Genomic DNA, 24,603 nt, shown 5'->3' on the forward strand with positions numbered 1-24,603 from the left:
GCCTGTCCCGTCGCGAGCGGCGGCGCCCACAGAACCCGCGCATGTCGCGGCTCGTAGAATGTCACCATCATGACTTCCCCCTCCTCCTCCCCGACGCTCATCGCGCCGTCGCCTGCCGCGACCGGCGTGGACGGGCGGGTGCGCACGTACGAGGTGCGCACATTCGGCTGCCAGATGAACGTGCACGACTCCGAGCGACTCTCGGGCTCGCTCGAGAGCGCGGGTTACGTGCGGGCCGAGCTCGGCGCCGAGGCCGATGTGGTCGTCATCAACACCTGCGCGGTCCGTGACAACGCCGCGGGCAAGCTCTACGGCACGCTCGGTCACCTCAAGTCGCGCAAGGACCACCACGAGGGTATGCAGATCGCGGTCGGTGGCTGCCTCGCCCAGATGGACAAGGACGCCGTGCAGCAGAAGGCGCCCTGGGTCGACGTCGTCTTCGGCACCCACAACATGGGATCGCTGCCGAGCCTGCTCGAGCGTGCGCGTCACAACGGCGAGGCGGAGCTCGAGATCCTCGAGTCGCTCGAGGTCTTCCCGTCGACGCTCCCCACCAAGCGCGACTCCGTTTACAGCGGCTGGGTGTCCATCTCGGTCGGCTGCAACAACACCTGCACCTTCTGCATCGTGCCGAGCCTCCGCGGCAAGGAGAAGGACCGCCGACCCGGCGACATCCTGAACGAGATCCGCCTGCTCGTCGACGACGGCGCGATCGAGGTCACGCTGCTCGGCCAGAACGTCAACTCGTACGGCGTCGAGTTCGGCGACCGTCAGGCGTTCGGCAAGCTCCTTCGCGCGGCCGGCGAGATCGAGGGACTCGAGCGCATCCGATTCACGAGCCCGCACCCGGCCGCGTTCACCGACGACGTCATCGAGGCGATGGCCGAGACGCCCGCCGTCATGCCCCAGCTGCACATGCCGCTGCAGTCGGGGAGCGACCGCATCCTCAAGGCGATGCGTCGCTCCTACCGCAGCGAGCGGTTCCTCGGCATCCTCGATCGCGTGCGCGAGAAGATGCCCGACGCCGCGATCACGACCGACATCATCGTCGGCTTCCCCGGCGAGACCGACGAGGACTTCGAAGAGACGATGCGGGTCGTCGAGGCATCCCGCTTCTCGAGCGCCTTCACCTTCCAGTACTCGATCCGTGAGGGCACGCCCGCCGCCACGATGCCGGACCAGGTGCCGAAGGCCGTGGTGCAGGAGCGCTACGAGCGACTCATCGCGCTTCAGGAGCGCATCTCGCTCGAAGAAAACCAGAAGCAGCTCGGACGTGAGGCGCAGGTGCTCGTCTCGATGGGCGAGGGCAAGAAGGACGCCGAGACGCACCGCCTCACCGGCCGCGCCGAGGACAACCGGCTCGTGCACTTCGAGGTGCCGGCCGGCTCCGTCGTGCCGCGTCCCGGTGACGTGGTGAGCGTCACCGTCACCCACGCGGCGCCGTTCCACCTCCTCGCCGATGCGACCGACGGTGAGCCGCTGCGCATCCGCCGCACCCGCGCAGGCGATGCGTACGAGCGCTCCCTCGCCGAGTCCTGCGCCGTCCCGGCACCCTCAGGCGACGGGTCCTCGGCGGGACAGAAGCGCAGCGTGTCGCTCGGGCTGCCCACGCTCCGCGTCGGCGTCTGACCGCGGTGGCGGCGAGTCCCGCGGTCTGGGCCGTCGTCGGAGCGACGGGCACCGGCAAGACGGCGCTGTCGCTCGACCTCGCAGAAGCCCTCGCGGCGCGTGGCCGACCGGCCGAGATCGTCAATGCCGACGCCATGCAGCTCTACCGCGGGATGGACATCGGCACGGCCAAGCTCCCCGAGAGCGAGCGGCGCGGCATCCCGCACCACCTCTTCGACGTGCTCGCGGTCACCGAAGATGCCGCGGTCGCCTGGTATCAGGATGCCGCTCGCGACGCGATCCGCGGCATCCACGCGCGGGGCGCCGACGCCGTGCTCGTGGGCGGCTCGGGCCTCTACGTGTCGAGCGTGCTCTTCGACTTCCGCTTCCCGCCGCGCGACCCCGAGGTGCGCGCGCGCCTCGAAGCGGAGCTCGACGAGCTCGGCCCCGGCGTGCTGTTCGAGCGGCTGCGTCACGCCGACCCGGCTGCCGCCGAGCGCATGGACCCGCGCAACGGCCGTCGCATCGTGCGCGCCCTCGAGGTCATCGCACAGGGCTCGCAGACGCACGGCGCGGCGCTCCCCGACGAGCCCGTGCCCTGGCATCCCGACACCCGGATCGTCGGCGTCGGAGTGCCTCGCGACGAGCTCGTCGTGCGACTCGACGACCGTGTCGAGGGCATGTGGCGCGAGGGGCTGCTCGACGAGGTCGCGGCGCTGCGCGAGCAGGGCCTCGAACAGGGCGTCACGGCGCGTCGCGCGATCGGGTACGCGCAGGCGCTGGCCGAGCTCGCGGGGGAGCTGGGCGAGCCCGAGGCGATCGCGCAGACACAGCAGCTGACCCGTCGGTATGCGCGCCGCCAGGTGTCGTGGTTCCGCCGCTACGCCGGCGTCACCTGGGTGGAGCCGGGGCACCCCGCCGCCCGACTCGTGGAGGAGGACGCATGATCACGGTGAGGCCGTTCGAGGTGGGCGAAACCGACGCCGTCGTCGCGCTGTGGCATGCGGCGGGGCTGACGCGACCGTGGAATGACCCGCACCGCGACATCGAGCGGAAGCTCGCCGTGCAGCCCGAGCTCTTCCTCGTCGCCGTCGACGATGACGACCTCGTGGGGACCGTCATGGCCGGCTACGACGGACATCGCGGCTGGCTCTACTACCTCGCGACGGCTCCCGAGCGCCGCGGCGAGGGCATCGCGCGGCGGCTCGTCGTCGAGGCGGAGGAGCGGCTCCTCGCCATGGGATGCCCCAAGGCGCAGCTCATGGTCCGCCCCGACAACGCGGGCGCCCGCGGCCTCTACAACGCCCTCGGGTACGAGCCCTTCGAGACGTGGGCGACGGGCAAGCGGCTCATTCCCGACGCCTGAGAGGCACGGCTCGCGCTTCCCGGGCCACCCTAGAATCGGAGGATGCCGCAGACCATCCCGTTCACGAAAGGTCACGGCACGGGCAACGACTTCGTGATCGTGCCCGACCCCGACGGGGTCCTCAACCTGAGCGACGATCAGATCGCCGCGCTGTGCGATCGCCGCTTCGGCATCGGCGGCGACGGTGTGCTCCGGGTGGTGCGCTCGGCCGCGGTCGACGAGGGCGACGAGGCCGCCGAGTGGTTCATGGACTACCGCAACGCCGACGGCTCGAAGGCGGAGATGTGCGGCAACGGCATCCGCGTCTTCACGCGGTACCTGCTCGAGACGGGGCTCGCGTCGCTCGACGGCGGCGACCCGCTGCCGATCAGCACCCGGAACGGCGTCCTTCCGCTCACGCGCAGCGACCTCGGCTTCGAGGTCGACCTCGGTCGCTTCCGCGTGGAGGAGGACGAGACGCTCGTCCGCGCCCGCGGCCTCTCGGTGCCCCGGCCGGGCCTCGGCATCGACGTCGGCAATCCGCACGTCGTCGTCGCGCTTCCCGCCGACGAGGAGCTGGACGGACTCGACCTGACCGCGAAGCCGCTGCTGCAGCCCGAGCCGCCGCGCGGGGCGAACGTCGAGTTCGTGGTGCCGGCCGACCCTCTCGTGCGAGACGGCGTCGGCGCGATCCGCATGCGGGTCTTCGAGCGCGGAGTGGGCGAGACGCTCAGCTGCGGCACCGGCGTGGCGGCCTCGGCGCTCGCCGTGCGGCACTGGGCAGGGCCCGCCGCGCCCGATCGCTGGACCGTCGATGTTCCGGGCGGACGCCTCGGCGTGCGCGTCGCCGACGTCGCGGGCGAGCCCCACGTGTTCCTCTCGGGCCCCGCGACACTCGTGTTCACGGGCGAGGTCGCGCTCGCCTGACCCGGCAGCCGCAGACTCGGGATGCCGGCATCCCGACCCATCGGCCCAGGAGGCGCGGCGTCAGGGCAGCCGCACCGGCTCCGTGCGCGGCGTGCCGTGCCGGCGCACCTTGAGCACGCGGAAGCCGCGACCCGTCGCGGCGCGATGCACGCTGTAGCCGTCGTCGAAGGTCGCGGCGAGCCAGCGCTGCAGCGAGTCCGACCCGAGGTTCCGCTGCACGACGAGCCACGCATCGGAGCGCTCGTCGAGGCGGGGGATCCAGCGTTCGAGCAGGCCGTGCAGCTCGTTCTTGCCGACTCGGATCGGCGGATTGGAGCGGATGGTCCGGAAGGTGACGTCGTCGGGAACATCGTCGGGCAGCGCGGCGTTGACATTGTGGAGGCCGAGCGCCTCGGCGTTGCGGCGAACGAGGTCGAGCGCTCGCTCGTTGACGTCGACCGCCCACACCGTGGCGTGCGGCGCGTCGAGCGCGACGCTCAGCGCGATCGGACCCCAGCCGCAGCCCAGATCCAGCAGATGTCCGCCGTGCGGCGGCGGGGGAGTGTTCGCCAGGAGCACCGCCGCCCCCGCGTCCACGTGGTCGGGGCTGAAGACGCCCCCCGCCGTCGTGACCTCCAGGTCGCGACCGGCGAGCTGCACGCGGATGCGACGGAGATTCTCGGAACTGGAGGGCGACGCGCTGAAGTAATGGTCGCCGCTCATCGCTCACGAGCGTAGCGGAGAGGCTTCGGTCCGCGGGAGGGGCGGAGGCCTCCCCGCGACGGAAAAGCGTAGAGTTTACGGATTGCCCTGGGGCCTGGCAACCCACTCACCGTGGGGGCCGGACATCAGGCATCCCGGAAGGAACACATGACAGACACCACCACCCCTCAGAGCACCGAATCCACGCCCGTCGACCCCGTCGACCCGGTGGATCGGGTGCTTTCGCGTGCGGACGCACGCTCGGGCGTGCGGGTGTTCGGCGCGGCGCAGGCGCTTCAGGACGAGACGACGATCTCGCGCGCCGACACCGACGGCGAGCAGTGGGACCGCGAGGAGCGCGCCGCGCTGCGTCGCGTTCCCGGCCTGTCCACGGAGCTCGAGGACGTCACCGAAGTCGAGTACCGGCAGCTGCGACTCGAGAACGTCGTGCTCGTGGGCGTGCACCCGCAGGGTGAGCAGGAGGACGCCGAGAACTCGCTGCGCGAGCTCGCCGCCCTCTCCGAGACCGCGGGCGCCGTCGTGCTCGACGGCGTGCTGCAGCGCCGTCCGCATCCCGATCCCGCCACCTATGTCGGCCGGGGCAAGGCCGAGGAGCTGCGCGACATCGTCGCCGCCGTCGGCGCCGACACGGTGATCGCCGACACGGAGCTCGCCCCCAGCCAGCGTCGTGCGCTGGAGGACGTTGTGAAGGTCAAGGTCATCGACCGCACGACCGTCATCCTCGACATCTTCAGCCAGCACGCCAAGAGCCGCGAGGGCAAGGCGCAGGTCGAGCTCGCACAGCTCGAGTACCTCCTTCCGCGTCTGCGCGGCTGGGGTGACTCGATGAGCCGCCAGGCCGGTGGCCAGGTCGGCGCGGGCGGCGCGGGAATGGGCTCGCGCGGTCCCGGTGAGACGAAGATCGAGCTCGACCGCCGCCGCATCCGCACGAAGATGGCGCAGCTGCGCCGCCAGATCCGCGACTTCGCCCCCGCGCGCGACGCCAAGCGCGCCGAGCGCAAGCGCAACACGATCCCCGCCGTCGCGATCGCCGGGTACACCAACGCCGGCAAGTCGTCGCTCCTCAACCGGCTGACGCGCGCCGGCGTGCTCGTCGAGAACGCGCTGTTCGCGACGCTCGACACGTCCGTGCGACGCGCCGAGACGACGGATGGCCGCGTGTACACGCTGACCGACACGGTCGGCTTCGTGCGCAACCTGCCGCATCAGCTCGTCGAGGCGTTCCGCTCGACGCTCGAGGAGGTCGGCGACTCCGACGTCATCCTGCACGTCGTCGATGCATCCCACCCCGATCCGGGCGCGCAGCTCAAGACCGTGCGCGACGTCATCGGCGATGTCGGTGCGCGCGACACGCGTGAGCTCGTGGTCTTCAACAAGGCCGATCTCGTGACGGACGACGAGCGAATGCTGCTGCGCGGCCTCGAGCCGGACGCGCTGTTCGTCTCGTCGCGCACGGGCGAGGGCATCGACGAGCTGCGTGCCGCGATCGAGGCGGCGCTGCCGCTCCCCGAGGTCGAGGTGCGCGCCGTCGTGCCGTATGACCGCGGAGACCTCGTCTCGGCGATCCACGAGACGGGACACCTCGTGTCGCAGTCGCACGAGGCGGAAGGGACGGCGGTGCACGCGTACGTGTCGCCGCGTCTCGCGGCCGACCTCGCGCCGTTCAGCCTCTGACGCCTCTCACCGCATCGGGTCGAAGCGCCGTGATGAGGCGGATGCCGCAGCATCCGTCCTGATCCCCGCGCTTGACCCGATTCCGCCGCGGGCTACGACAGCTCGAGCGGCGGAACATCCGGCGTCTCGAACCCGAAGACCGCGCCCAGGAAGGCGATCTCCTTCTCGAGCGCGTCGACGACGGTCTCGGCCTTCCGGAAGCCGTGGCCCTCGCCCTCGTAGACCACGTACGAGTGCGGGATGCCGCGCGCCGCGAGTGCGTCGCGGATCGCCTCCGACTGCGACGGCGGCACGACCTCGTCCTCGGAGCCCTGCAGCAGGAGCACGGGCACCCGGAAGCGCTCGGGGCGGCTGAGCGGCGACCGCTCGACGTACAGCCGCTCCGCCCGGGGGAGCGGGCCGATGAGCCCGTCGAGGTAGTGCGCCTCGAAGTCGTGCGTCTCCTCCGCCAGCATGCGGGCATCGCCCACGCCGTAGCGCGAGATGCCGGCGGCGAAGACGTCGGCTGCCACCAGCGCCGCCAGCACCGTCCACCCGCCGGCCGAGCCGCCCTCGATCACGAGACGCGCCGCGTCCGCTCGCCCCTCCGCCGCAAGGCCCGCAGCCGCGACCGCGACGTCGTCGACGTCGACCACGCCCCACAGGCCCCGCAGGCGCTCCCGGTAGTCGCGCCCGTAGCCGGACGAGCCGCCGTAGTTGACGTCGAGCACGCCGATCCCGCGGCTCGTGAAGTAGGTGATCTTGCCGGATGCCGCACCCCCGACGTGGGCCGTGGGTCCGCCGTGCACGAAGACGACGTAGGGCGGCAGCTCGCCGGCGGGTGCGTGAGCCGTGGGGTTCGTCGGAGGGTAGTCGAAGGCGTGGACGGGTCCGTGCGGGCCGTCGAAGGTCACGGCGCGGGGGCGCGGCATCCATTCCTCTGCCCAGGGCGCGTCGGAACCGGCGACGCTTTCGGCGCCGCCGGAGTCGATGTCGACGAGCCACACGGCGGGCGGCGAGGAGGCGCCGGAGCCCGACACCAGGACCCGCGTGCCGGAGACGTCCTCGATCGACGTGTTGGCGACGACGTCGACCTCGATCGTGCGCACCTCGCCGCTGTCGGGGTCGATGACGACCACCTCGTCGGCGCCGTTCGTGCGGACGGCCACGATGCGGCCATCGTCGAGCGGCGCGAACCAGCGCGTTCCGAGCACCCACAGCGGTCCGCCGGTGTCGGCGTCGCCGGGAGCGACGTCCTCGTGGTCGAGGCCGAAGTCCAGGCGGAGGCGCCAGATGTTCCAGCGCCCGGTGGCATCGTCGGCGTAGAGGAGGTCGTCCGCGTCGACCCATGTCGGCTGAAGCGCCGCGGTGGTGCCGGACGTGACCGCGGTCCACTCCGCCACGATGCCGCCTTCGAGACGCCCGACGCGCAGCTCTGTGCGGTCCCAGGGCATGTCGGGATGGTTCCAGGCCACCCAGGCGAGATGGCGGCCGCCCGGCGAGAGCGCGGGCTGCGCGACGAAGTCGCTCTGCGCCGTGAGCGACACGACGCGCCACAGCCCCGAGGTCGCGACCGCGACGATGTCGCGTCGCGGCGCCCGGCCCTCGTGATGAGATTCGCGGATCGCGAGCAGCCGGCCCTCCTGCCACGTCAGGCCGCCGAACCGGACCCCCTCGTCCGGCGGTGTGAGCGGTCGCGGCGGCTCGCCGGGTGTGACGGCCCAGATGCGCTGATCGGCCTTCTCGACGAAGTACAGGATGCCGTCGTCCGACGCCGTCCACACGCCGCCGCCGTACTCGTGCACGCGGGAGCGGGCGCTCCAGGGCGGCGGGAGGAGCTCTTCCACGCGCCCGCCGGGCTGGCGGCGACGCACGGTCGTGCGTCCGCCCTCCTCGGGGACGCTCTCGCCCCACCAGATCTCGTCGCCGACGAAGCGTGCTCCGTCGAGGCGTGGTGAGGCCGCCGAGACGGCCGCTGCGGTGACGGGGGAAGGCCAGGATCCGTAGGGGAGCTCACGGCTCATGACCCCCACCGTACGCCGGAATCGGCATCCCTATCGACATATGCCTTCTGGGCTATCGACCTCGAAACACACCGTCACACGGTCGCGCCGGCCGTGCCCGCTCGTCTACCGTGGTCGAATCGTCGCCTGGCTGACCCCGGGCGTGGAGCGACAGCCGAGCCCGGCACCCGCCCGCGATGACCCCGCCCCTCCTCGTGAGGCGAGCGCGGGCCGCGGCCGACCGGCCTCCCTGTCCCTCTACCGAAGTGCACGTCATGACTGCAGCTGTGCGCACCGCCGACGCGGTGCCGTTCTCGTTCGAGATCTACCCGCCGCGCTCCGACGCCGCGACCGCAGCGCTGCACGAGACGATCCGTCATCTCGCCGACGCGGGACCCCGCTTCATCTCCGTCACATACGGCGCAGGTGGGTCGACCGGCGGACGCTCCCTCGAGCTCGTGCGGCACATCCGCGAGACGACCGACGTCGAGCCGCTCGCGCACCTCACGTGCGTCGGCACGACCTATGCGGACGCCGCGCGCCTCATCCGCGAGTTCCTCGACGCCGGCATCACGAGCTTCCTCGCCCTCCGCGGCGATCCTCCGCTCGGCGCGACGGAGGACGACGCCTTCCTGGGCGACCTCGAGACGGCGGCGCAGCTCGTGCAGCTCATCCATCGTGTCCAGGCGGAGCGCTCGCCGTACACCGAGTGCCCCATCCCCGGCGTGCCGGGCGCCGCGCGCGTCGATCGCCGCCGCAAGGCGGAGATCTCGGTCGCCGCCTTCCCCAACGGGCACCCCCGGTCGCGGCATCCGCACGAGCACATCGACGCGCTGCTCGCGAAGCAGGCGGCCGGTGCGACGTCGGCGATCACGCAGCTCTTCTTCCACGCCGACGACTATCTCGGCTTCGTCGAGCAGTCGCGCGCCGCGGGGGTCGTCATCCCCATCCTCCCCGGCATCATGCCGATCGTCTCGCCCGCCCGTCTTCGCCGCGTGCTCGAGCTGACGGGGGAGCAGCTGCCGACGGGCCTCGCCGCCGCCCTCGACGCCGAGCCGACGGCCGAGGGCCAGCGCGCCGTCGGCATCGCCCACGCCGTGGAGCTCGCCCGCGAGGTCGTCGCGGGCGGTGCCCCCGGCATCCATCTGTACGCGTTCAACCATCACGAGACCGTTCTCGAGGTGCTCCGCGAAGCCGGCGCCCTCGTCCCTTCCGAACTGGAGGCCGCACGATGACCGACACCACCTTCCCGACCGGGACGATCCTCGGCTATCCCCGCATCGGGCGCCGACGCGAGCTCAAGCGCGCCGTCGAGGCGCACTGGGCGGGAAAGCTCACCGAGGCCGAGCTCGAGGCGTCGACGGCCGAGCTGCGCCGCGCGACGCGCGAGCGCCTCGCGGCTCTGGGCCTCGGCCGCGACGATTCCTCGATCCCCGAGTCGTTCTCGTATTACGACCAGGTCCTGGATGCCGCGACAGCGGTCGGCGCGCTGCCGGAGCGTTTCGCCCATCTGCGCGACGAGGACGGCACCATCGGCCTCTCCGCGTACTTCACCGCCGCCCGCGGAGAGGCCGAGCTCGCGCCGCTCGAGCTGACGAAGTGGTTCGACACGAACTACCACTACCTCGTGCCCGAGATCGGGCCCGAGACCGCGTTCGCGCTGTCGACCGACCGCTTCGCGCGCCAGGTCGCGGAGGCCCGTGCCGACGGCGTCACGACCCGCCCCGTGATCGTCGGACCCGTCACGCTCCTCGCCCTCGCGAAGGCGTCAGAGGTGGCCCCCGCGGGCTTCTCGCCGCTCGACCGGCTGGACGATCTGCTGCCCGTCTACGGCGAGCTGCTCGCGGCGCTGCGCGCGGCGGGCGCGGAGTGGGTGCAGCTCGACGAGCCCGCGCTCGTGAGCGAGAGCCTGCCCGTCGGCGCCGACCTGCTCGCGGCCGCCGCGGCACGCGCCTACGACGTGCTCGGCGGCGGCGAGGACCGCCCCGCGATCCTCGTGGCGGCGCCGTACGCCCAGCTGACGACGGCCTCCTGGCGCGCGCTCGCGGCGGCCCCGGTCGAGGCGCTGGCCCTCGACCTCGTCCGCGGCGCCGTGCCTGCCCCGGTCGCCGGACTCGCGGGCAAGACGCTCGTCGGCGGTGTCGTCGACGGCCGCAACGTGTGGCGCGGCGATCAGGCCGGCGCCTGGACGACGCTCGAGCAGCTGGGCGCGCTCGGTGCAGCCGCCGTCGCAGCCGGCACGTCGACGTCGCTGCAGCACGTGCCGCACGACGTCGCGGAAGATCCGCAGCTCGACGCGCGGCTCGTGTCGTGGCTCGCCTTCGCCGACCAGAAGGTGGGACAGGTGGTCACCCTCGCGCGGGGTCTCGCCGAGGGACGCGACGCCATCGCCGCGGATCTGGCAGCGGCATCCCTCGCCCTCGAAGACCGCCTCTCGGCCCCCGGCGTCCGCGACGGCGCTGTGCGGCAGCGTGCGGAGGCCCTCGGGACGTCGGACTTCGATCGGGGCGACTACGAGGCCCGGGTCGCAGCCCAGGAGGCGGCGCTCGGCCTGCCCGTGCTGCCGACGACGACGATCGGGTCATTCCCGCAGACGGGCGACATCCGCCGGTTCCGCGCGCAGCACGACCGCGGCGAGCTCTCGACCGCCGAGTACGAGAATCTGCTACGGCTGGAGATCGCCTCGGTGATCGGGCTGCAGGAGGAGCTCGGACTCGACGTGCTCGTGCACGGCGAGCCGGAGCGCAACGACATGGTGCAGTACTTCGCCGAGAACCTCGACGGGTTCGCGGTCACGCGCAACGGCTGGGTCCAGTCCTACGGTTCCCGTGCGACGCGCCCGTCGATCCTGTGGGGAGACGTCTCGCGTCCCGCTCCCATCACGGTGCGGTGGTCGCAGTTCGCACAGTCGCTCAGCGACCGTCCGGTCAAGGGCATGCTGACGGGACCGGTCACGATCCTCGCCTGGTCCTTCGTCCGCGACGACCAGCCGCTCGCCGAGACGGCCAACCAGGTCGCACTCGCCCTCCGCGACGAGATCGCCGATCTCGAGGCCGCCGGCATCGGCATCGTGCAGGTCGACGAGCCGGCCCTGCGCGAACTGCTGCCCCTCAAGACCGCGGACCAGCCCGCGTACCTCGCGTGGTCTGTCGACTCGTTCCGTCTCGCGACGGCGGGGGCGCGACCGGCGACGCAGGTGCACACTCATCTCTGCTACTCCGAGTTCGCCGTCGTCATCGACGCCATCGCAGCGCTCGACGCCGACGTCACCTCCATCGAGGCCGCGCGCAGCCGCGGCGAGGTGATCGGCGACATCGCGGAGTCTGGCTTCTCGCACGGCGTCGGGCCCGGCGTCTACGACATCCACTCTCCGCGGGTGCCGTCGGTCGCCGAAGTGGCCGACCTGCTCCGCCGCGCCGTCGACGAGCTTCCGCTGCGCCAGGTCTGGGTCAACCCCGATTGCGGCCTCAAGACCCGCGCCTACCCCGAGACGGTCGCCTCGCTGCAGAACCTCGTCGAGGCGACGCGCCTTGTGCGCGCCGCCATCGACGTGACGGTCTAACGGCGCGGCTTCTTCGCGGTGGGGGATGCCCCGGTCGCGGCTTCTCCGGAGGTCGCCGCCGGGGCATCCTCCGTCTCGGCCGCGGAGCTGTCGCCCCCGGCGTCCGGGGGCGTGGCCGAGGGGTACTCGGCCGTGACGTCCTCGCCCGAGGCGACGTCGGTGTCCGTCGGCGCCGCCGCGGCGCCCGGGTCGGTAGCGGCGGTCGTGTCCGTCGGCGCCGCCGCGGCGCCCGGCTCGGTCGCGGCGTCGGAGGACCGGTCGGTCCACGCCGAGAGTGCGGCCGCCGAGGCCTGCGCGTCCGCCGCGGCCGCCTCCGCGTCCGCTGCCGCGACCTCCGCGTCGATGGCCGCACCGGTCGCGACCTCGGCGGGCGTCGGTGACACGAGCTCGTCGGGACGCTTCTGCAGCAGCTCGAGGAGCCAGGCGACCGCGAATGCGACGATGATCACGAGGAAGACGTCGCCCGCCGACAGGGGCCGCAGGGCGTAGAGCCACAGCACCGCCAGGATCGCGATGATGACGCGGATCAGGACGCGGGAGCGGGCGAGCCACAGGCCGAAGCCGCCGGTGTTGAGGCCCCGCGAGGCGAGCCAGCGGCGCGCCGAGGAGTTGACGCCGCGGATCACGCCGCGCGAGCGTACGGCCGGCGACGAGCCGCCCATGAACCAGCCCAGCACGGCGATGAAGACGCCGAGGAGCGCGATGATCGCCGCCGTCTGGCGCATGGAGTCGATGAGCTGGCCGTAGATCACGTCGAGCGCCGCGACCGACAGGTCGAGCTGCGCGCCGGCCTGCCCGATCAAGGGATAGCCGACGGCGAAGCCGAGTGCGAGCGCGCCGCCGCCGAGGGCGAAGCCGATGCCCGTGCCGACGATCGCGACGCTACGCCTGCGGGCGATCAGGATGCCGAGCGCGAAGAGCGCGAGCGTGATGACGGGCAGCCACCACCCCAGGGTCGACGCGATGGCGTACGACGTGCGGATCGTGACGAGGGCTGATCCCGTGCCGATGATGACGACCTTGTCGATGGCCGGGATCATCTGTGCGACCCCGACGCCGCGGTCCACGAGGTTCTGCTTGACGCGGTCGACGATGGCTCCGAGCTGGATGCCGACGCCCTGGTCGGTCATCACGACGACGCCGTTGCCGTCCGACGTCGCGGCGGCGGTGAGCGCGCGATGCGCGGCGCGCGTCGTCGTGGCCCATACGTCGGCGAAGGCATCGGACTGCACGACGCGCGTCACCGTCGTGTTGACGAGGTTCTCCAGCCCGTCGGCGGCGGGCGCCTTGAGGAGATCGAGCGCCTGCTTCGCGCGAGGTCCGAGGCCGAGGTCGGAGATGCCGTCGAAGACGTTCGAGGTCAGCTGTTTGAAGTCGACCTGCGCCTGGATGGCGTCCATCGTCTCGTCGACGATCATCTGCTGGACGGCGGGATCGTCGGCGAGCGGCGCGAGCGTGTTGACGAACGCCTCTTCGTCCACGAGCTGCACGCGTGCCCACGCGCTCACGATCGAGACGGGCACGAGGATCGCCGCGATCACGATCACGAGGGCGGACACCCACGCGCGCCACGTCCCCTTGCGCCGGCGCTCAATCTCGGCGGGTGGAGCCGCGACGGGCGGGATCGGCGCCGTGAGACGGAGCGTCTCGTTCTCGGCGCGCAGGCGATCGACTTCGGATCGGAGATCATCGATCTCGGACGTGGCCATGTCCCCACCTCTCATCGGCGCCACCCCCGGCGCCCTGGGGCCATTGTGCACGGCGGCCCCGACGTTCACCATCGATCCGCCGACGGCATCGCCCTGCGTGGGCGAGGCGCCGAGGAGAGGAGGGATGCCGCGCGCGGCGCGCGGGGGAGGCTAAACGGCGCGGAGGACGGCGACGACCTTGCCGAGCACGACGGCCTCATCGCCCAGGATCGGCTCGAACGCGGAGTTGCGGGGGAGCAGCCACGTGTGGCCGTCGCGCTGCCGGAAGGCCTTGACCGTCGCCTCGCCGTCGAGCATCGCCGCGACGATGTCGCCGTTCTGGGCGTCGTGCTGCGAGCGGACGACGACCCAGTCGCCGTCGCAGATCGCCGCGTCGATCATCGACTCCCCGACGATCTTGAGCATGAAGAGGTCGCCCTTGCCGACGAGCTGACGCGGGAGGGGGAAGATCTCCTCGATCTGCTGGTCCGCCGTGATCGGCACTCCCGCCGCGATCCGGCCCACGAGCGGCACGAGGGCGGCGTCGCCCACGGCGGGGGCGGTGTCGGCCGGGTTCTCGTCGGCGACGCCCGGAAGATCGATGAGCACCTCCATCGCACGCGTCTTGCCGGCGTCGCGGCGCAGGTAGCCGCTCAGCTCGAGCTGGTTGAGCTGATGGGTGACGCTCGAGAGCGACTTGAGGCCGACTGCGTCCCCGATCTCGCGCATGCTCGGCGGATACCCGTGCCGCGCGATAGAGCGCTGGATGACCTCCAGGATGGCGAGCTGCTTGTCGCTGAGGCTCTTGCGCCGCCGGGTCTGAGGCTTGTCGCGGCCGCTCGCGTCGGTCATCGTGCAGCTCCTGTCTCACGCTCCGCGGGGGGAGCGTCTTCGAATGTCGGAGGCCCGTGGTGGGGTGTCTCTGTCGAAACGGTATCCGGTCGTCGAGGCGATGCGCAGCACCAGTGCCCGCGTGTCGTATTCGAGGGTCCGGAGTCCGATTCGGCGCTTGACACCCGATTGTATCGAAGATAACTTCGGAATGAAGGTTCGCATTTGCCACTCCCGGCCGAGCGGCGGATGCGAACCTCTTCCCCTCAGGAGGACGCCATGACCGCCATCGGCATCTCGAGCACCGCTTTCCGCAGCACGGCCCGTCGAGGCTCGGTTCGTCCGAGCGCCGCCTCGGCCACGCGGCTGCGTCTGACGACGCGCGGCCGCCGGGTGATCGCGTTCCTCGCCGCGCTGCCCGCGATCGTGGCGCTCGCCGTCGCGCTCGTCGTGGGAGGGTCCTCGGCCCTCGCCTCGCGCGACACCGGTGCGCCCGCGGGATCGTTCGCGACCGTCACCGTCGCGGCCGGCGAGTCGCTGTGGTCGATCGCCGAGGAGGTCGCGCCCGGCGCCGACCCGCGCGACGTCGTCGACGCGATCGCGCGCCTCAACGCCCTCGACGGCGTCACCGTGTCGGCGGGGCAGCGTCTCGCGATCCCGGCCGAATACGCCCCCGCCCACTGATCCCCGACGACGCGACGCCCTCCGCCCGTACCCCGCCCGAGCTGGCCCGCGCCGCCTCGCAGAAGGCGCGCCCGATGGCTGAGAGGGTCCACGAGGCGCTCGCCGCGCGGCGCTCTACGATGGGAGGGGTGACCGTGCGCCTCGATCAGCTCCCGCTTCGCGACGACCTCCGCGGAATGACGCCCTACGGCGCTCCGCAGGCGCCGCTCCCCGTCGCTCTCAACGTCAACGAGAACACGCATCCTGTTCCGCAGGAGGTCGCCGACGACATCCTCGACTCGATCGCCCACGCCCTGCGCGACGTCAACCGCTATCCCGACCGCGAGTTCACCGACCTCCGGGAGGGTTTCGCCGCTTACCTCGGCCACGGGCTCACGCGCGATCAGATCTGGGCGGCCAACGGCTCCAACGAGGTCCTGCAGCACGTGCTGCAGGCGTTCGCCGGCCCCGGACGCACGGCGTTCGGATTCGCGCCGACGTACTCGATGTATCCGCTGCTCACCCGCGCCACGGGCGCGACGTGGGTCGCGGGCGAGCGGGCGCACGATTTCGGCGTCAGCGCGGAGAGTGCGGCGGCGCAGGTCGCGGATGCCGACCCCGACGTCGTCTTCCTCTGCGCCCCGAACAACCCGACGGGCACGCCCATGGGCCTCGACGTCATCGAGGCCGTCTACGACGCGACCGACGGCATCGTCATCGTCGACGAGGCGTACTTCGAGTTCGCCCCGCGCGAGGAGCGCTCGGCTCTGACGCTCCTGCCGGACCGCGAGCGACTCGTCATCTCCCGCACGATGAGCAAGGCCTTCGCCTTCGCTGGGGCGCGAGTCGGCTACCTCGCCGCCGATCCCGCCATCGTCGACGCCCTGCGGCTCGTGCGCCTGCCGTATCACCTCAGCGCGCTCACGCAGGCAGCCGCGTCCGCGGCGCTCCGGCACGCCCCGACCATGCTGCGCATGGTCGACGAGATCGTCGCGCAGCGCGACCGCATCTCGGCGACGCTCGACGCCCTCGACTACGAGCCGCACGAGTCGTGGACGAACTTCGTGCTGTTCGGCGGCGTCGACGACCCGGCCGCGACCTGGCAGGCGCTCTACGACCGCGGCGTGCTCATCCGCGACGTCGGCATCCCGAACCACCTGCGGGTCACCGCCGGCACGGAGGCCGAGACGACCGCGTTCCTCGACGCCCTCGCCTCGATAGACTCGGGCTCATGACCGCACGCACCGCGTCGCTCCGCCGCGCGACGAGCGAGTCCACTGTCGAGCTCGACCTCGACCTCGACGGCACGGGCCGCAGCCACATCGACACGACGGTCCCGTTCTTCGACCACCTCCTCACCGCCTTCGCCAAGCACTCGCTGACCGATCTCACGGTGCGCGCGTCGGGCGACACCGACATCGACGCGCATCACACGGCCGAGGATGTCTCGATCGTGCTCGGCCAGGCGATCCGCCAGGCCCTCGGTGACAAGTCGGGCATCTCTCGCTACGGCGACGCACTCGTCCCGCTCGACGAAGCGCTCGCGCAGGCCGTCGTCGACATCTCGGGCCGGCCCTACCTCGTGCACACGGGGGAGCCCGCCGGCTTCGAGTTCCACCTCATCGGCGGCCACTTCACGGGGTCGCTCGTCCGTCACACGTTCGAGGCCATCACGTTCAACGCGGGCCTCACCGTGCACGTCCGCGTGCTCGAGGGCCGCGACCCCCACCACATCGCGGAGGCCGAGTTCAAGGCGTTCGCGCGCGCCTTCCGCCAGGCGAAGTCGCTCGATCCGCTGGTCGACGGCATCCCGAGCACGAAGGGCGCGCTGTGACGCGACCCGTCGTCGCGGTGCTCGACTACGGGTCGGGCAATGTCCACTCCGCCGTGAAGGCGCTCGACGCCGCGGGCGCCGACGCGCGCCTCACGTCGGATCGTTCGCTCGTGCTCGAGGCCGACGGCCTCGTCGTGCCCGGCGTCGGCGCCTTCCGCGCCGTCATGGAGGCGCTCAAGGCCAGCCGCGGTGAGGAGCTCATCGGCCGCCGCCTCGCGGGCGGGCGCCCCGTCCTCGGCATCTGCGTCGGCATGCAGGTGCTCTTCGAGCGCGGCGTGGAGCGCGGCGTCGACACGGAGGGGCTCGGCGAGTGGCCGGGAACCGTGACCGAGCTCGACGCGCCCGTGCTTCCGCACATGGGCTGGAACACCGTGCAGGCAGGTGCGGGGAGCCGCCTGTTCGCGGGCATCGAGAACGAGCGCTTCTACTTCGTGCACTCCTTCGGAGCGCAGAAGTGGCACCTCGACGTGCAGCCGCCGTTCCCGCAGCCGAGCCTCACGTGGTGCGACTACGGCTCGTCTCCCTTCCTCGCCGCGGTCGAGAACGGGCCTCTCTCGGCCACCCAGTTCCACCCCGAGAAGTCGGGGAGTGCCGGCATCCGTCTCCTCTCCAATTGGATCGACGGGCTGGGCGCGGCTAACCTCTGAACTCGTGCCTATGTGCGGGAGCCGTCCCGCGGCCGCGATGCGCTTCGAGGATCCATGACCGATTTCGCCTCCCGTCCTGAACTCACCCTTCTCCCCGCTGTCGACGTCGCCGACGGCAAAGCCGTGCGTCTGACGCAGGGCGAGGCCGGCTCCGAGACGAGTTACGGCGATCCCATCGAGGCCGCCGTCGAGTGGGCGTCGCAGGGGGCGGAGTGGATCCACCTGGTCGACCTCGACGCCGCCTTCGGCCGCGGCACGAACGCGCCGGTGCTGCGCAAGGTCATCAAGCAGGTGCGCGGCGTGCTGGTCGAGCTCTCCGGCGGCATCCGCGACGACGCCACGCTCGAGGCCGCTCTCGAGTCCGGCGCTGCGCGCATCAACCTCGGCACCGCGGCGCTCGAGAACCCCGAGTGGGCCGCCGACGTGATCGGGCGCTACGGCGACGTCATCGCCGTGGGGCTCGACGTGCGCGGCACGACCCTCGCAGCGCGCGGCTGGACCCGCGACGGGGGCGACCTCTGGACCGTCCTCGATCGGCTCGAAGAGGCCGGCTGCAGCCGCTACGTCGTGACCGACGTCACGAAGGACGGCACCCTCCGCGGCCCGAACCTCGACCTCCTGCGCGAGGTGACCTCCCGCACGCCGAAGCCCGTCGTGGCGTCGGGCGGCATCTCGAGCCTCGACGACATCGAGGCGCTGCGCACTCTCGTCCCGCTCGGCGTCGAGGGCGCGATCGTCGGCAAGGCCCTCTACGCGGGCGCGTTCACGCTCGCCGAGGCGCTGGATGTCGCACGGGGCTGATCACCCGCACCACGGCGCCGACTCGGCCGGTGTGCCGTGGGAGGGCCGTCGATTCGAGGCCAACGCGCACTCGAACGACGACGGCTCCGCGGATCCGCGCCTGCATGCGGCGCTCATCGCGTTCCGCGAGGGCACGGGCGACCAGGTCGCGATCGTCGACGCCTATCGGACGGCCCGGCTGCTGATCCCGCTCGTCGCCGAGAAGGGATCGGACGGCGTCGGCGCACACGGGCTCGTCGTCGACAAGACGCAGGAGCTCTCGATCGTGACGGTCGCCGCTCCCGACGGCCGGCGGGTGCTTCCCGTGTTCACGTCGGTGCAGACGATATCGAGATGGGATGCCGCGGCCCGGCCCGTGCCCGCCGACGGCGTCCGCACGGCTCTCGCGGCCGCCGACGACGACACCGACCTCATCGTCGTCGACCCGGGCTCGGAGACCGAGTTCGTGCTCCGCCGACCCGCCGTGTGGGCGATCGCGCAGGGACAGCCGTGGGAGCCGAGCTTCGCCTCGCCCGAGGTCTTCGCGGGCCTGCAGGCGAGCGTCGGCGGAGAGCTGGCCGTGCTCGACCTCGGCGTCGCGCCCGGCGACCCGACGGGCCGGCTGCGCGGTCCGGAGCTCGTCGTCCGCCTCGAGCTCATGCCCGGACTCGATCAGTCCGAGCTCGACGCCGTGCTCGCCCGCCTCGCGAAGCGCTGGGCGGCCGACGACCGCATCGCGGTGCTCGTCGACTCCCTCACGGTCAAGCTCGTCCGCGCCCGCTGACCGCAAGTCGACGCGGCGATCCGCGTGCGCACCTGCCGAGGTGCGGCGATCTGCCGCTCCCGAGACTCGCTCACTCGCTGCGATTCGCCTGTCCCGCGGCACTTCGCCGCGATGGAACGCCCCGCGGTACGACGGCCGCCCCTTGCGACCCGCCCGCGCGAGGGCAGATGATCGGCTCGGCGACGGGGCCCGGGGAGGCGCGCGGATGAGCGACGACACGCGAGAGCACAACACGACGCACGACTGGGCGCGGCACGACGCCGAGTCGCACCACGCCGAGCCGCACCACGCCGAGTGGCGTGACGCCGAGCCGCACGCCGAGCACCGCGTGCCCGACGGCGAGTACCGGCGCCCCCTCCACCTCGCGCACCGCCACGCGATGTCGTGGCTCGAGTCTCTCGACGAGCGCCCGATCCGCCCCGAGCTCGACGTCGACGGCATCCTCGCCCGTCTCGATCAGGATCTCCCCGAGGAGGGACGGGATGCCGCCGCGGTCGTCGACGAGCTCGCGACGGCCGCCGAGCCCGGCCTCATGGCGATGGGATCGTCGCGCTTCTACGGCTTCGTCATCGGCGGCGCCTACCCCGCGGCACTCGCGGCGGACTGGCTCGTGTCGGCGTGGGATCAGAACACCGGCTCGCGCCAGCCGACCCCGGCGACCGCGGCGGTCGAGGAGACGGCCGCGCGCTGGGTCGTCGACCTCCTGGGCCTCCCGCACGGCAGCGGAGTCGGGTTCGCGACCGGCGCGACGAGCGCCAATCTCGCGTGCCTCATCGCAGCGCGCGATGCCGTCCTGCGCGAGCGCGGGGTCGACCCCTCGCTCGGCCTGCAGCACGCGCCGCCGGTGCGCTTCTTCGCGGGTGATTCCGTGCACACCTCGGTCGTGCTCGCTGGCCGGATGTCGGGCCTCGGCGCGCCGCACACGGTCGGCGCCGACGCCGAGGGCCGCATCGACGTCGCGGGTCTCGAACGCGCACTCCACGACCACGGCGACGCGCCCGCGATCGTCGCGCTGCAGGCCGGCGACGTCCACTCGGGCGCCTTCGACGACTTCGCGGCAGCCGTCGAGATCGCGCACCTCGCCGGTGCGTGGGTGCACGTCGACGGCGCGTTCGGGCTGTGGGCCGCGGCATCCCCTCGTCTCCGGCATCTCACGGGGGGACTGGAGCAGGCGGACTCCTGGGCGACGGACGCGCACAAGACGCTCAACGTGCCGTACGACTGCGGCGTCGCGATCGTGCGCGACGAGGCCGCGATGGCCGCGGCGCTCGGCGCCCACGCGGCGTATCTGCCGTCGGTCGAGAGCATCCCCGATCCCTACGACCGGGTGCCCGAGCTCTCGCGCCGGGCGCGCGGCGTGCCGGTGTGGGCCGCCCTGCGCTCGCTCGGCAGAAGCGGGGTCGTCGACCTCGTCGACGGGCTCGTGGATGCCGCCGCCGGCCTCGCCGACGGCTTCCGAGGCATCCCGGGCCTGGCCGTGGTCAACGACGTCGTCTTCACGCAGGTGTGCCTCGCGGCGCCGACCGACGAGCAGACGGCGGCGCTGGGGGAGTGGCTGCGTGCCGAGGGAACGGTGTGGGCCTCGTCATCCCGCTGGCGGGACCGCACGGTCGTGCGCTTCGCCGTGAGCAATCGCGGGACGGATGCCGAGGCCGTGCGCCGCACGGTCGACGCCGTCGCGCGCGGGGTGGACGCACTCGGAATCGCGAAGGGTTAGTTGACCGGCCCCGTCCACTTCTCGCCGGGCCCCTTGCCGATCGGGTCGGGGATGACGGATGCCTCGCGGAACGCGAGCTGCAGCGAGCGGAGCCCGTCCCGCAGCGACCGCGCGTGCATGTCGCTGATCTCGGGGGCGCCCGCCGTGATGAGGCCGGCGAGGGCGTTGATGAGCTTGCGCGCTTCGTCGAGGTCGGTCTGGTTGGCGGGGTCGTCGGCGAGGCCCACCTTGACGGCGGCGGCGCTCATGAGGTGGACCGCGGTGGTCGTGATGACCTCGACCGCCGGGACGTCCGCGATGTCGCGCGTCGCCGAGGCTGCGGCTCGCTCCGCCTCCTCCCAGCGGGCGAGGCGCTCAGCCGCCGCCGCGTCGTCCGGAATGCCCTGCTCGCCCTGAATCGTCTCCACGCCACTCTCTCTGCTAGACTATGGCGGGCTCCGGAGCGCTCTGCTCCGGAACGAAAGAGGATCACATCCCACCCGCGCTTGCCGCTCCAGGCTACCGGGTCCACGCACTCCGCCCCGTCCGCTTGCGGCCGGGGTAGCCCGCGATGCGAAGCGTCGCGGGGAGAAGGGTGCAGCAAGCCGGCGCTCAGGCGTCGTGCGGGTGGCGTGAATCTCTTCCGCCCGCGACACGCCCCGTGTCGCGGTGACCGACACCCTGCACGAAAGAGGAGTTCCGCATCAGCGATCCCCGCACCAACGACCGCATCCGCGTCCCCGAGGTCCGCCTCGTCGGTCCCGCGGGTGAGCAGGTCGGCGTCGTCCGCATCGAGGTGGCGCTGCGCCTTGCCCAGGAGGCAGACCTCGATCTCGTCGAGGTGGCCCCGAACTCGAAGCCCCCCGTGGTCAAGATCATGGACTACGGCAAGTTCAAGTACGAGGCTGCGCAGAAGGCCAAGGAAGCGCGTCGCAATCAGGCCAACACGGTCCTCAAGGAGGTCCGCTTCCGCCTGAAGATCGAGGCGCACGACTACTTGACCAAGCTCAAGCGTGCCGAGGGCTTCCTCCAGTCGGGTGACAAGGTCAAGGCCATGATCCTGTTCCGCGGTCGCGAGCAGTCGCGTCCCGAGCAGGGCGTCCGCCTTCTCCGCAAGTTCGCGGAGGACGTCGCGGAGTTCGGAACCGTCGAGTCGAGCCCCACGCTCGACGGCCGCAACATGACGATGGTCGTCGCGCCGCACAAGAACAAGTCCGAGGTGAAGACCGAGCAGAACGCTCAGCGCGCCGCCAACAAGGAGGCGGCTCGCTCCGCCCGCACCGGCGGCACCGCGGATTCGGCCGAAGCGGCCCCGGCCGACGCGGCTCCGGCCGACGAGGCCGCTGCCGAGTAAGGCCCCCACAGACTCCCGCTCCGGCGGGACATCAGCTCCCGCCTGGTCGGGATACACAACGAAGGAAGAAAGATGCCGAAGCAGAAGACCCACTCGGGTGCCAAGAAGCGTTTCAAGGTGACCGGCACGGGCAAGCTCAAGAAGCAGCAGGCGAACCTCCGCCACAACTTCGAGGGCAAGCCCACCAAGCGCACGCGCCGCCTCTCCGCGGACAAGATCCTCTCCCCGGGTGACGCCAAGGTCGCCAAGAAGCTCCTCGGCATCTGAGCGCCGACGCACGTTAGGAAGTAGAAGAAATGGCTAGAGTCAAGCGGGCCGTCAACGCCCACAAGAAGCGTCGCGTCATCCTCGAGCGCGCCTCGGGTTACCGTGGCCAGCGTTCGCGTCTGTACCGCAAGGCGAAGGAGCAGGTCACCCACTCGCTCGTCTACGCGTACCGCGACCGTCGCAAGCGCAAGGGCGACTTCCGCCGCCTGTGGATCCAGCGCATCAACGCCGCTGCCCGCCAGAACGGCATCACGTACAACCGCTTCATCCAGGGCCTCGGCCTCGCGGGCGTGCAGGTCGACCGCCGCATCCTCGCCGACCTCGCGGTGAACGAGCCCGCCGTCTTCGCGTCGCTCGTCGCGACGGCCAAGGGCGCTCTCCCCGAGAACGTCAACGCGCCGAAGTCCGCCTAAGCACAGGCATCCTGTCCGAAAGGGCGTCCTCCCCGGGGAGGGCGCCCTTTCGCGTGCGTGCGCGGAACGGATTCGGGATGCTGCGCCTCTATGCTGATCTCGTGCTCGAGAACCCGCGTTCGCCGCGCGTGCGCGCCGTCGCGAAGCTCGTGAAGCGCAGCGCGCGGCAGGAGACCGGCCTCTTCCTCGCCGAAGGGCCGCAGGCCGCCCGCGAGATCCTCGCGTATCGTCCCGACACGCTCGTCGAGCTCTTCGCGACACCCAGCGCGATGGAGCGGCACGGCGATATCCGCGATGCGGCGCGCGACGCCGGCGTCGAGGTCGTCTTCACGACGGAGGCCGTGCTCGATGCGATGGCCGACACCGTCACGCCGCAGGGGATCGTCGCCGTGGCGCGGCAGGCGCCGACGTCGATGCGCGACGTGTTCGCGGCATCCCCCCGTCTCGTCGCGATCTGCGAAGAGGTGCGCGATCCCGGCAATCTGGGCACGATCATCCGGGCGGCCGACGCCGCGGGAGCGGATGCCGTCATACTGACGGGGCGGACGGTCGACCCGTACAACCCCAAGGTCGTCCGCGCGACCACGGGGTCGCTCTTCCACCTGCCGGTCGCGGTCGATGTCGAGCTCCCGGCGACCGTCGAGCAGGCGCACGCCGCAGGGCTGCGGGTCATCGCGGCCGATGTCGGGGGAGACGATTTCCTCGCGCGCCGGGACGTGCTGGCCGAGCCGACCGCCTGGCTCTTCGGCAACGAGGCGCGCGGGCTCGACGAGGAAGCCCTCGCGCACGCCGATCTGTCGCTGCGACTGCCGATCTACGGCGCCGCGGAGTCCCTCAATCTCGCCACCGCGGCGAGCGTCTGCCTCTACGAGACGGCCTTCGCGCAGCGCGCCGGCGACGCATCCTGAGCCGTCCGTCTTCTGTTACAGGTCGGTAAAGGCTCTCGGCAACCCCTGGCACAGCGTCATAGGAGGCTCCTAGGGTGCCGGTATGGCGACACTCGACGACGGTGCCCCGAAGACGTCCAACATCTCCGTGCGTCGCGGTGACCCGCTCGTGGTCATCACCGACGTGCAGAAGCACTACGGCGACTTCCAGGCGTTGAAAGACATCGACCTGACGGTCAACCGCGGAGAGGTGGTCGTGGTGATCGGGCCCTCCGGCTCGGGCAAGTCGACCCTCTGCCGCACGATCAACCGGCTCGAGACGATCACGAGCGGCACGATCACGATCGACGGCAAGGAGCTGCCCAAGGAGGGGCGGGCCCTCGCGGAGCTCCGCGCTGACGTCGGCATGGTCTTCCAGTCGTTCAACCTGTTCGCGCACCTCACGATCCTCGACAACGTCACGCTCGGGCCCATCAAGGTGCGCAAGATGAAGAAGGCGGATGCCGAACGCGAGGCGAAGGTGCTCCTCGATCGCGTCGGGGTCGGCCAGCAGGCATCCAAGCTCCCCGCTCAGCTCTCGGGCGGCCAGCAGCAGCGCGTCGCGATCGCCCGCGCGCTCGCGATGAACCCCAAGGTCATGCTCTTCGACGAGCCGACGAGCGCGCTCGACCCCGAGATGATCAACGAGGTGCTCGACGTCATGGTGAGCCTCGCCCAGGAGGGCATGACGATGATCGTCGTGACCCACGAGATGGGCTTCGCGCGCAAGGCCGCCGATCGCGTCGTCTTCATGGCCGACGGCCAGATCGTCGAGGAGTCGACGCCGGAGCAGTTCTTCACGAACGCGCAGTCCGCCCGCGCGAAGGACTTCCTGTCGAAGCTGCTCACGCACTGACGCCTGCCACAGACCCTCGCCGCATCCCTCGCACGAAAGGACGACGCACCGCACGACACAGATG

General features: G+C 71.7%; 24 protein-coding genes. 19 read left to right on the plus strand and 5 right to left on the minus strand.

Going from position 1 to position 24,603, the window contains the following annotated elements; genetic code table 11:
- Positions 1-69 precede the first annotated feature (69 nt).
- The 4 genes from miaB to dapF are packed head-to-tail and all read left to right on the plus strand — an operon-like array spanning position 70 to position 3,880.
- Positions 70-1,629, plus strand: coding sequence for a tRNA (N6-isopentenyl adenosine(37)-C2)-methylthiotransferase MiaB (gene miaB / locus AAIB33_RS03190; protein ID WP_345802123.1), 1,560 nt, complete (start codon positions 70-72; stop codon positions 1,627-1,629).
- Between the two features lie 5 nt (positions 1,630-1,634).
- On the plus strand, positions 1,635-2,555 hold the full coding sequence (gene miaA, locus AAIB33_RS03195) for a tRNA (adenosine(37)-N6)-dimethylallyltransferase MiaA (RefSeq protein WP_345802124.1): 921 nt from the start codon (positions 1,635-1,637) through the stop codon (positions 2,553-2,555).
- Positions 2,552-2,974, plus strand: a complete 423-nt coding sequence (locus AAIB33_RS03200; RefSeq protein WP_345802125.1) for a GNAT family acetyltransferase — start codon at positions 2,552-2,554, stop codon at positions 2,972-2,974. The genes miaA and AAIB33_RS03200 overlap by 4 nt, the downstream gene beginning before the upstream one ends.
- A gap of 42 nt (positions 2,975-3,016) precedes the next feature.
- Positions 3,017-3,880, plus strand: a complete 864-nt coding sequence (dapF, locus tag AAIB33_RS03205; RefSeq protein WP_345802126.1) for a diaminopimelate epimerase — start codon at positions 3,017-3,019, stop codon at positions 3,878-3,880.
- A gap of 60 nt (positions 3,881-3,940) precedes the next feature.
- Here dapF and AAIB33_RS03210 read toward each other — a convergent pair whose 3' ends face one another.
- Positions 3,941-4,582, minus strand: coding sequence for a methyltransferase (locus AAIB33_RS03210; RefSeq protein WP_345802127.1), 642 nt, complete (start codon positions 4,580-4,582; stop codon positions 3,941-3,943).
- A gap of 147 nt (positions 4,583-4,729) precedes the next feature.
- Between AAIB33_RS03210 and hflX the strand changes: the two genes are divergently transcribed.
- Positions 4,730-6,256 (plus strand): GTPase HflX, encoded by a 1,527-nt coding sequence (gene hflX / locus AAIB33_RS03215; protein ID WP_345802128.1) that lies wholly within the window; start codon positions 4,730-4,732, stop codon positions 6,254-6,256.
- 92 nt (positions 6,257-6,348) lie between these two features.
- Here the strand turns inward: hflX and AAIB33_RS03220 are convergent, their stop codons facing one another.
- The gene (locus AAIB33_RS03220) at positions 6,349-8,259 is read right to left on the minus strand and encodes a prolyl oligopeptidase family serine peptidase (RefSeq protein WP_345802129.1); all 1,911 of its coding nucleotides are present in this window, start codon (positions 8,257-8,259) and stop codon (positions 6,349-6,351) included.
- A 254-nt stretch (positions 8,260-8,513) separates the two neighbouring features.
- Here AAIB33_RS03220 and AAIB33_RS03225 point away from each other — a divergent pair, with 254 nt between their 5' ends.
- The gene (locus AAIB33_RS03225) at positions 8,514-9,473 is read left to right on the plus strand and encodes a methylenetetrahydrofolate reductase (protein WP_345802130.1); all 960 of its coding nucleotides are present in this window, start codon (positions 8,514-8,516) and stop codon (positions 9,471-9,473) included.
- The gene (metE, locus tag AAIB33_RS03230; protein WP_345802131.1) at positions 9,470-11,800 is read left to right on the plus strand and encodes a 5-methyltetrahydropteroyltriglutamate--homocysteine S-methyltransferase; all 2,331 of its coding nucleotides are present in this window, start codon (positions 9,470-9,472) and stop codon (positions 11,798-11,800) included. The genes AAIB33_RS03225 and metE overlap by 4 nt, the downstream gene beginning before the upstream one ends.
- Here metE and AAIB33_RS03235 read toward each other — a convergent pair.
- Complete coding sequence (locus AAIB33_RS03235) at positions 11,797-13,509, minus strand: hypothetical protein (RefSeq protein WP_345802132.1); 1,713 nt, start codon at positions 13,507-13,509, stop codon at positions 11,797-11,799. The genes metE and AAIB33_RS03235 overlap by 4 nt on opposite strands.
- A 150-nt stretch (positions 13,510-13,659) precedes the next feature.
- Positions 13,660-14,340, minus strand: coding sequence for a transcriptional repressor LexA (gene lexA, locus AAIB33_RS03240; RefSeq protein WP_345802133.1), 681 nt, complete (start codon positions 14,338-14,340; stop codon positions 13,660-13,662).
- 258 nt (positions 14,341-14,598) lie between these two features.
- On the opposite strand from lexA, the gene AAIB33_RS03245 reads away from it, so the two are divergent.
- The 7 genes from AAIB33_RS03245 to AAIB33_RS03275 all read left to right on the plus strand — a co-directional run bounded on the left by AAIB33_RS03245 (position 14,599) and on the right by AAIB33_RS03275 (position 20,744).
- Positions 14,599-15,003, plus strand: a complete 405-nt coding sequence (locus AAIB33_RS03245) for a LysM peptidoglycan-binding domain-containing protein (protein ID WP_345802134.1) — start codon at positions 14,599-14,601, stop codon at positions 15,001-15,003.
- A gap of 119 nt (positions 15,004-15,122) precedes the next feature.
- Positions 15,123-16,217: a histidinol-phosphate transaminase gene (locus AAIB33_RS03250; protein WP_345803499.1), complete on the plus strand. Its 1,095-nt coding sequence runs from the start codon at positions 15,123-15,125 to the stop codon at positions 16,215-16,217.
- Positions 16,214-16,816 (plus strand): imidazoleglycerol-phosphate dehydratase HisB, encoded by a 603-nt coding sequence (gene hisB, locus AAIB33_RS03255; protein WP_345802135.1) that lies wholly within the window; start codon positions 16,214-16,216, stop codon positions 16,814-16,816. The genes AAIB33_RS03250 and hisB overlap by 4 nt, the downstream gene beginning before the upstream one ends.
- Complete coding sequence (hisH, locus tag AAIB33_RS03260) at positions 16,813-17,463, plus strand: imidazole glycerol phosphate synthase subunit HisH (RefSeq protein WP_345802136.1); 651 nt, start codon at positions 16,813-16,815, stop codon at positions 17,461-17,463. The genes hisB and hisH overlap by 4 nt, the downstream gene beginning before the upstream one ends.
- 54 nt (positions 17,464-17,517) lie before the next feature.
- Complete coding sequence (gene priA, locus AAIB33_RS03265) at positions 17,518-18,264, plus strand: bifunctional 1-(5-phosphoribosyl)-5-((5-phosphoribosylamino)methylideneamino)imidazole-4-carboxamide isomerase/phosphoribosylanthranilate isomerase PriA (protein ID WP_345802137.1); 747 nt, start codon at positions 17,518-17,520, stop codon at positions 18,262-18,264.
- Positions 18,248-19,027, plus strand: coding sequence for an SseB family protein (locus tag AAIB33_RS03270; protein ID WP_345802138.1), 780 nt, complete (start codon positions 18,248-18,250; stop codon positions 19,025-19,027). The genes priA and AAIB33_RS03270 overlap by 17 nt, the downstream gene beginning before the upstream one ends.
- A 205-nt stretch (positions 19,028-19,232) precedes the next feature.
- Positions 19,233-20,744 (plus strand): pyridoxal-dependent decarboxylase, encoded by a 1,512-nt coding sequence (locus AAIB33_RS03275; protein ID WP_345802139.1) that lies wholly within the window; start codon positions 19,233-19,235, stop codon positions 20,742-20,744.
- On the opposite strand, the gene AAIB33_RS03280 is transcribed toward AAIB33_RS03275, so the two are convergent.
- Entirely contained in the window at positions 20,741-21,124 is a 384-nt protein-coding gene (locus AAIB33_RS03280; RefSeq protein ID WP_345803500.1) for a DUF1844 domain-containing protein, read from the minus strand. The genes AAIB33_RS03275 and AAIB33_RS03280 overlap by 4 nt on opposite strands.
- A gap of 302 nt (positions 21,125-21,426) precedes the next feature.
- On the opposite strand from AAIB33_RS03280, the gene infC reads away from it, so the two are divergent.
- The 5 genes from infC to AAIB33_RS03305 all read left to right on the plus strand — a co-directional run bounded on the left by infC (position 21,427) and on the right by AAIB33_RS03305 (position 24,539).
- Positions 21,427-22,077, plus strand: coding sequence for a translation initiation factor IF-3 (infC, locus tag AAIB33_RS03285; protein ID WP_345803501.1), 651 nt, complete (start codon positions 21,427-21,429; stop codon positions 22,075-22,077).
- 72 nt (positions 22,078-22,149) lie between these two features.
- Entirely contained in the window at positions 22,150-22,344 is a 195-nt protein-coding gene (gene rpmI / locus AAIB33_RS03290; protein ID WP_133545519.1) for a 50S ribosomal protein L35, read from the plus strand.
- 29 nt (positions 22,345-22,373) lie between these two features.
- Positions 22,374-22,757, plus strand: coding sequence for a 50S ribosomal protein L20 (gene rplT, locus AAIB33_RS03295; RefSeq protein ID WP_345802140.1), 384 nt, complete (start codon positions 22,374-22,376; stop codon positions 22,755-22,757).
- A 101-nt stretch (positions 22,758-22,858) separates the two neighbouring features.
- A complete protein-coding gene (locus AAIB33_RS03300) occupies positions 22,859-23,665 on the plus strand; it encodes an RNA methyltransferase (protein WP_345803502.1) in 807 nt (268 codons plus the stop codon).
- Positions 23,666-23,747: 82 nt separating this feature from the next.
- Complete coding sequence (locus AAIB33_RS03305; protein WP_345802141.1) at positions 23,748-24,539, plus strand: amino acid ABC transporter ATP-binding protein; 792 nt, start codon at positions 23,748-23,750, stop codon at positions 24,537-24,539.
- Positions 24,540-24,603 lie beyond the last annotated feature (64 nt).

Source organism: Microbacterium sp. AZCO, assembly GCF_039614715.1.
GTDB lineage: Bacteria > Actinomycetota > Actinomycetes > Actinomycetales > Microbacteriaceae > Microbacterium.